This is a genomic window from Halorubrum sp. JWXQ-INN 858 (genome assembly GCF_009806985.1).
GTDB lineage: Archaea > Halobacteriota > Halobacteria > Halobacteriales > Haloferacaceae > Halorubrum.
In genome coordinates, this window is record NZ_WUAX01000016.1 from 114,408 (window position 1) to 122,965 (window position 8,558).

Here is an 8,558-nt window from a genome sequence, read left to right on the forward strand (position 1 = left end):
TAAGCTGAACGTTATCTCGGTCCGGGTTCCAAGTCAGATATGAATTACAGGTGTTCTTATACTGCGAGCGTTCCGACGCTCGTGTCGTTCCCAGACGGAAACGGATCACTTGCGGATTTCTGTGAAGCGCCCCGCGTTATCCCTTCAAATGCAGGTAGCACCGTCCGATGAGCTGGAACCGAGTCCAGCCTCGACACGCGTTCCCGCTGGCTTCAGTAGGAACCGCCCGTCCCTCCGTTGTGAGAAAGACGCCCCGATCACTCGTCTTGCTCGTCACCCTACTGATGTGTGGCACGCTCCTCGTCGCGGGCGCGGGCGGTGTTGCAGTCGTGACAGCGGACGTAGAGAACACAACGGATCGCGTCGGCCCGAGTCAGTTCGATACTGAGGCGGGCGATCTGCTTTGGGAAGCTGACGAAGACATCAGTTCAGACAGACCTCCGATCGTCGTTGATGGAATACTCGTGATGACGACCGGGGGAATCGACTCCCCGGATCGCGTCGTGGCCTACGACGTCGGTACTGGTGAAGAACGGTGGGCGGTTGACGTCGCGGCCAGTGGGCTGACCGTGGTCGACGGGGTCGTTTACGCGTACGCCTCGGATCCGACGGCACCGACGACGACACCCGGCGTGTGGGCTCTGGATCTCGAACTGGGGACCGTCGAGTGGCACGCTGATTTCGATGCTCGTGGCGGTATCTCGGTCGGCGACGGCACCGTTCACGCCGTCAAACACGTCAACGCGGATACTTCGCGGGTCACCGCACTCGATGCCGAAACCGGCGACGAGGAGTGGGCAAAGGAGACCGATGCGATCCGCAGCGGGCCCACAGCCGTCGATGGGACGGTGTACGTCGTCAACGGTGGCGCTTCCAGCGGCATGATCGCGTTCGACGCCGATACCGGCACCGAGCAGTGGCAGTGGGAAGCCGAGGAGTCCATCGAGATCGCCAAAGGACCGACGGTCGCCGACGGACACGTCTACGTCAGCCACACCGCGGGTGACGATGAGCCGGGATTCGTGTCGGCAGTCGATACGGCTGACGGCGAGACGGTCTGGCAAGCGTATCTCGGCGTCGCACAGACGGCCCTTGCGACCGTCCCGACTACACCGACGGTCGCCGCCGAGAACAACGAACCCACGGTTTACGTCGGTTATGACGGGTTATACGCGCTTGATCCGACTGACGGGAGCGAGCGCTGGTCGGACGACGACGCTGTATTCGACGCACCGACGGTCGCAGACGGGACGCTCTTCGTCCCACAGACGACAGACTCGGGGGCGTTCAGGGCACTCGACCCGAACGACGGCACCGAGCGGTGGTCCGTCGAGACGGGTGACCGAAGCGAAGTCATCGTCGTCGACGGCGTAGCGTACGTTGCCGTCACGACCGGTGACGAGCGTCTTATGGCGATCGATGCGGGCGTGACGGGCTCCAGCAGCGACTCCCGCGTGATGCTCGGCGGACAGCATCACCAATGGACCGGTGAAATTCCGGATGTCGAGCCTCGAGTTGTCGGCGTCGAGTACGACGAGGGCGTGTTCGCCGAGGATGAACTGACGGTCACGGCGACGGTCAGAAACGACTGGGATCCGACCACGTCGGCGACCTACACGCTCGAACTGGACGACGACCCGCAGGGTAGCGAGACGACTGACGTGCCCGCGTACGGTACGAACACGGTCGAACTGTCGCTGACTGCACCCGACGAGAGCGGCGAGTACACCCTTGCAATCAACGGCGAGGAGGTCGGCACGCTCACCGTCGTCGACGAGAACGACCCCGTGTTCCGGTCGGCGTTCCTCTTCTCCGACACGCGACTATTGGAGGGTGACCTGATACAGATCACCTACGACGCGACGAACCTCGGGGACGAATACGTTAGTGAGAGCGCAACGCTTTCGCTCGAAGGACCGGCGTTCGACGGCCGCGAGGAGGTGAAGTCCTTCGACGCAGAAGGTCCTGAGTTGGGTGGGACGGCGACGTACACCCTCACCAGCGACTCGGCCGAGGAACCCGGCAAGTACACGGTCTACATCAACGACAGAGAAATCGAGACGATTGACGTTCTCTCAGCGAACGAGCCCATCTACCTGTCCGACGTCAACCGCCTGCAGGACTCGATTATCAGCGGCATCGAAGCACCGATCGATCCGAGCGCAGCGGGCGAAGCGAGCGTCGACGTCCGCTATGAAAACCTCGGCGAGACCCAGGACAGCGTCGAGAGTGAACTCGTCGCCTCCGACGGTGAGACCGAAGTCGCAAGCGTCACCGAAACGATTGTGGTCGACGGCGAATCGAGTTCGACCGAGCGACTGAGCGTTCCCCTCGCCGAAGCAGGCGTCTACGAACTCGAGGTTGACGGCCAGTCAGTCGGCGAAGTCGAAGTCCTCGTTGACGGCGTCCAAGACGGTGACAGCATCCAGGCGGCGATCGACGCCGCCCAACCCGGCGACACGATCATCGTCGGCGACGGCACCTATGAGGAGTCGCTCACCATCGACAAGCCGCTCACCCTCCGGACGGTTTCCGAGCGTGGGGCGGTTCTCGAGGGTGGTGACGAACTCGAGCGGGCGATTACGGTCACTGACGATGGCGTGACTGTCGAGGGATTCCAAATTGAGGGGTACACTGCGGATGGGTTTGATGCAGCAGTGGAGGCCGAGGGCGACCGGTTCACCTTCCGCAATAACACCGTCACCAACGCTGTTGACGCCATTGAGGTGGCCAGTTCGAACGATATCGTAATCGCTGATAACCACATCCACGACAATGGTGGTGACGCGATCGCGTTTTCGAGTGGAGTTACTGACGCGTCGGTTCTCCGAAACACCATCACGGATAACGGTGGGGATGGCCTCTATCTGGGTAACCGAAACGATCGGTTCACCGTCGACGCCAATGAGATACGCAGAAACCAGGGTGGAATTACATACAACCAAAACGATCAGGGAGGCAGTGACGGTTCTGTCACGAACAACACCGTGACGGACAACGCGGGTGCGGGAATCGACCTCGGCACGTTCCAAGCGCCGGACAACGTCGTAGAGCACAACACCGTAACGGGCAACGAAAACGGTATTACGGCCGGGTCCAGGGCCGAGGTCCGTCACAACCATGTGACAGCGCCTGACGGGGACGGAATCGAGGTGCAAGGTGCATCAGTCGTCGCTGACAACACCATCGAAGACGTGGAGTTCGTTGGTATCGATGCACAGGGCAATACGGTAATCGAGTTCAACACAATAAGTGACACACCCATCGGGATAACCAGCGACCGTGACGGCCTCGAAATCCATGCAAACGAATTTTCGGAGACGGAGATCGACCTTCTGCTTGACGATGCGACTGACGCCATCGTCACCGACAACGAGTTCGCAACTGGCGTCGGGCTCGCCAACGTCCCGGAGAACCTTGATGAGGAACCACACGAGATGTCGGGGAACACCGTCGGCGGTGATCCGCTCGTGTACGTCGTCAACGAAGATGACCCAGAGATCGATCCGGATGCCGGACAGATAATCCTCGTCGATGTCGAAAACGTCGATCTCGACGGATACTCGTTTTCGGATGTCACGGCAGGAATCCAGGTGACTCACGCAGAAGATGTCACCATCACTGACAGCGAGTTTACCACTATCAGCGAGGCGTTCACGACTCCACAGACGCGCAATCTCGGTGCAGTCAGCACATGGCACTCCGCAAGTGTGACTGTCGATACGTTTACTATTACGGACTCGGAGCGCGGAGTGTATGTGGCTGATAGCGACGACGTGACGATTTCGAACGGAAGCATCACAGCGAGCGACCGAAACGTCATCATTACTGCGGATACGACCGGCGAACTCACCATCGCGGACAACACGATCACCGGATCAGAGACGACCGCCATTTCGGTCGGGAGCGCGGAGTCACTCTCGGTCGTCGGGAACGACGTGACGGACGCCAATCGTGGTATAGACCTCTTAAGCGCCGACGACGCGGTAATCAAGGACAACGTCATCGACGGCACGCGGTTCACTGGTCTGAGACTCGCCGGTTCGATCGGCGACCTCGTGGTTACCAACAACACGGTTACCGACGGCGACAATAACGCGGTGATGCAACCCGGCGGCGGCACTAACACGATCAGCGGAGACGTGACGGTTGGTGAGAACACTATCACCAACAACGGTGGAGAAGGGGTGTCACTCAGACTCCGCGGAGACCACGTTACCTTCACTGACAACGTCGTGAGCAACAACGGCGAGGTGGGAGTTAACCTCGATATCGATGGGGTGAGCCTAACAGTTGCGAATAATATCATCGCGGACAACCAGGGGGATATCGGATTCGCTCTCGAATTTGACGTCACCGACGGAACGGTCGAATCGAACACCGTCCGCAACAACGAGGACGGACTTGTGGTGACTAGACAGGGCTGGTCTCCCGTCGAACAGATCACCATCACTGAAAACACCATTGAGGAGAACGCAGGGATTGGACTCACCGTTGACGGCGACAACCTCGAGAATTTCCTTGTCAACCAAAATTCGATCGCCGGTAACACTGACGGACTCTACTATCGTCCTGGAGACGTGTATGTTCTCAATGCGACGAATAACTGGTGGGGTGCGACCGACGGCCCAAGCGGTGGCCTAATCGACAACGAAACACGTGAAGTGGCAGACGGAAGCGGCGACTCAATCGCTATCCGCGATGTGTGGTGGTTGGATGATGATTCCGTCCAATTCGACCCATGGCTCGAGGCTCCGCTCGTCAATACCGGCACGCTCTCTGGACAGGTAACCGACGCGGACACGACTGACACGATCGCTGGTGCGACCGTCGAAATCCGTGATGGAACGACCACGGTGGACACACTCGAGACGGACGCCAACGGCAACTACGACGTTACCCTTGCCGTTGGGACCTATGACGTCGCTGCGAACGCCGATGAGTATAGCGAGACGGTCGAATCCGACATCGAAATAACCGCAGACGAGACGACGACCCGTGATGTTCAACTGACATCGGTCGGGTCGGGGAGCATAACTGGTACCGTCGTCGATAGGGATGCCGACCCGATAGCCGAGGCAGACGTCGAAATCGTCGAACAGGAAGGCGTCAGTGGCTTGTCGGTTGTCCCCGATGGATTCACTACGACGGTAGAGACCGATGCGAACGGGCAATTCGATGTGGAGGCACCCTCCGGCGTTTACCAACTCACAGTTACCGCCTCTGGATTCGACGAGGAGTTCGAACAGGATATTGCAGTGAACGTCGGTGAGAATACCGATATCGGGACGATTGAACTCACCCAAGAGGACAACCTCGGAACCATCACCGGAACGGTCACCCGTGAATCGAGCGGCGACTCAGTACAGGGTGCGATTGTCAGAGCGCTTGATTCGGGGACGACTGTCGCGACCGTCGCAGCCGACACTGAGGGAAGCTACGAACTCGAACTCGAGCCGGGAACGTACACGCTTGAGGCGACCGAAGAGAGCGGTTCGGGCCTTCCTGAGTCAGGTACCGTTGAAAACGTCGAGGTGACCGATGGAGAAACGACGGTAGCTGATCTCGTCCTCACCGTACCCGAGCCAGAGCCAGAACCCGAAGTCGAGTCGATCGAACTTTCGATTAGTGAGACGACGCTGACCGAAAATGGGTCGTTAGTCCCCGTAGTTGTGACCGCCACGTTCGATAACGGAACGACAGAGGACGTGTCTAACGAAGCAACTCTCGAGAGCGACAACACGGCTGTCGTCGAAATCGTTGATCTCTTCTCTCTCCCAAACCCGGCGGTCAGTCCAAAAGAACCGGGAACGGCGACGGTAACAGCCACATACGGAGGTGAGACGGATAGCGTCGAGGTGACCGTTGAAGCCGACGAAGAGCCACAACCCGGTCCAGAGCCCGAACTCGAGGTCCTCGGGGCGAGCGTGACACCGACTCAACTCGAGACTGGTGAGGAGGCAACGATCGACGCAACGGTCGAGAACGGTGGCGAGGCCGATGGCGAACTGACTGTTCCGCTTGAGGTCGACGGCGGGGCGGTTGAGACAAAGACAGTCACGCTCGACGCAGGTGAGAGCGCGGATGTCACGTTTACGCAAACGTTTGAAAGTGCTGGCGAGTTCCACATAAGTGTCGGCGGTGTCGACGCTGGAACGGTCACCGTCATTGAGGACGCTGACGCAGATATCCTCATCTACGGTGCCGACGTGAACCAGTCTTCGATCGCTCTCGGAGAAACCATCCGCATCACTGGAGATCTGCTCAACAACGGTGGGCCCGGAACCTACGACGTCGGCTTGAACGTCGACGGCGAGCGTATCGATACCACGATCGTCGACGTAGCGTCAGGTGCGACACCCGGCGCTGTGGAATTCGAATGGACGCCGACGGAAGCGGATTTGCCCGCCGATGAAGATGAAATGAACGCGACGATCACGCTCAACGGGTTCGTCGTTGAGACGGTTCATATCGAAAACCAGTACTCCGACATCTCGGTGGTCGCTGCTTCCACTTCGGAGATGGAACTCATCGAGGGTGAGGAGACGTACGTCATCGGCAGCATCTATCAGGGCGGCAACATCCAGGGAACCGAAGAGATTGAACTCACCGCGACGCACAACGAGACTGGTGTGACACACGTCGTTGGCAGCCAGGAGGTGACACTCTCACCGGGCTACTACCTCCTCGGGGCGATCAACATCACGTTCGAACCCGACGAAGCGGGCACGTACGACCTCGAGTTGGGCGAGCGAAACGCGGGCACCGTCGAGGTCGAGCCGGCCGAGTCCGACATTCAGGTGATCGCGGCGTCCGTCTCGCAACTCGAGCTGATCGAAGGCGAAGAGACGTACGTCATCGGCAGCGTCTACCAAGGCGGGAACATCGAGGGAACCGAGGAGATCGACCTCACCGCCACCAACCAGGAGACCGGCGAAACCGAGGTCATCAGCAGCCAGGAAGTGACCCTCTCACCCGGCTACTACCTCCTCGGGGCGATCAACATCACGTTCGAACCCGAGGAGGCGGGCACGTACGACCTCGAGTTGGGCGAGCGAAACGCGGGCACCGTCGAGGTCGAGCCGGCCGAGTCGGACATTCAGGTGATCGCGGCGTCGACCTCCGAAATCGAGCTGATCGAAGGCGAGGAGGCGCACGTCATCGGCAGCGTCTATCAGGGCGGCAACGTCGAGGGAACCGAGGAGATCGACCTCACCGCCACCCACCAAGAGACTGGCGAGACGCATATTTTCGGCAGCCAGGAAGTGACAGTCTCACCCGGCTACTACCACCTCGGGGCGATCAACATCACGTTCGAGCCCGAGGAGGCGGGCACGTACGACCTCGAGTTGGGCGAGCGAAATGCCGGAACCGTCGAAGTTGAAGCCGCGGTGTCGGACATTCAGGTGATTGCGGCCTCGGTGGCAGACGTCGAGATTCTACAGACCGAGGAGACGTACGTCATCGGGAGCATCTATCAAGCTGGGAATACCGACGGTACCGAAGAGATTGCGCTCAACGCCACCCACCAGGAAACCGGCGAGACACACACCGTCGACACCGTCGAAGCAGAGCTTTCGCCGGGCTACTACCATCTGGGGGCGATCAACATCACGTTCAAGCCCGAGGAGGCGGGCACGTACGACCTCGAGTTAGGCGACAGAAACGCCGGCTTCGTTGAGGTCGAACCCGCCGAGTCGGACATCCAGGTGATCGCCGCCTCCGCCTCCGAGGTCGAAGTCATCGAAGGCGAGGAGGTCTCGGTCGTCGGGAGCCTCTACAACGATGGCGACGTCGAGGGCACCGAAACGATCGAACTCACGGCGACGGACAACGAGACCGGCGAAACCCACGTCCTCGGCAGCCAGGAGGTGACACTCTCACCGGGCTACTACCTCCTCGGGGCGATCAACATCACCTTCGAACCGGACGAACCCGGCTACTACGACCTCGAGTTGGGCGACCGAGACGCCGGCTTGATCGCGGTCGAAGAGGCGATCACCGACATCACCGTGGTCGCGGCGTCGACGGCGGACGCAGCGCTCATCGAGGGCGAGGAGACGTACGTCATCGGCAGCGTCTATCAGGGCGGCAACGTCGAAGAGACGGAAGAAATCTCACTCACCGCCACCCACCAGGAGACCGGCGAAACCGAGGTCATCGGCAGCCAGGAAGTGACACTCTCACCCGGCTACTACCTCCTCGGGGCGATCAACATCACGTTCGAGCCCGACGAACCGGGCACGTACGACCTCGAGTTGGGCGAGCGAAACGCGGGCACCGTTGAGGTCGAGCCGGCCGAGTCGGACATTCAGGTGATCGCAGCGTCGACCTCCGAGGTCGAGCTGATCGAGGGCGAGGAGACGTACGTCATCGGCAGCGTCTATCAGGGCGGCAACGTCGAGGGAACCGAGGAGATCGACCTCACCGCCACCCACCAGGAGACCGGCGAAACAGAGGTCATCGGGACCCAGGAAGTGACACTCTCACCCGGCTACTACCTCCTCGGGGCGATCAACATCACGTTCGAGCCCGACGAACCGGGCACGTACGACCTC

The 8,558-nt window shown here is 60.1% G+C and carries 1 protein-coding gene; it reads left to right on the forward strand.

What is annotated here, in order from left to right; all coding sequences use genetic code 11:
- Positions 1-284: 284 nt before the first annotated feature.
- Positions 285-8,558 (forward strand): right-handed parallel beta-helix repeat-containing protein (locus GRS48_RS12530; RefSeq protein WP_235028074.1); only part of this gene is annotated, 8,274 nt, incomplete at its 3' end.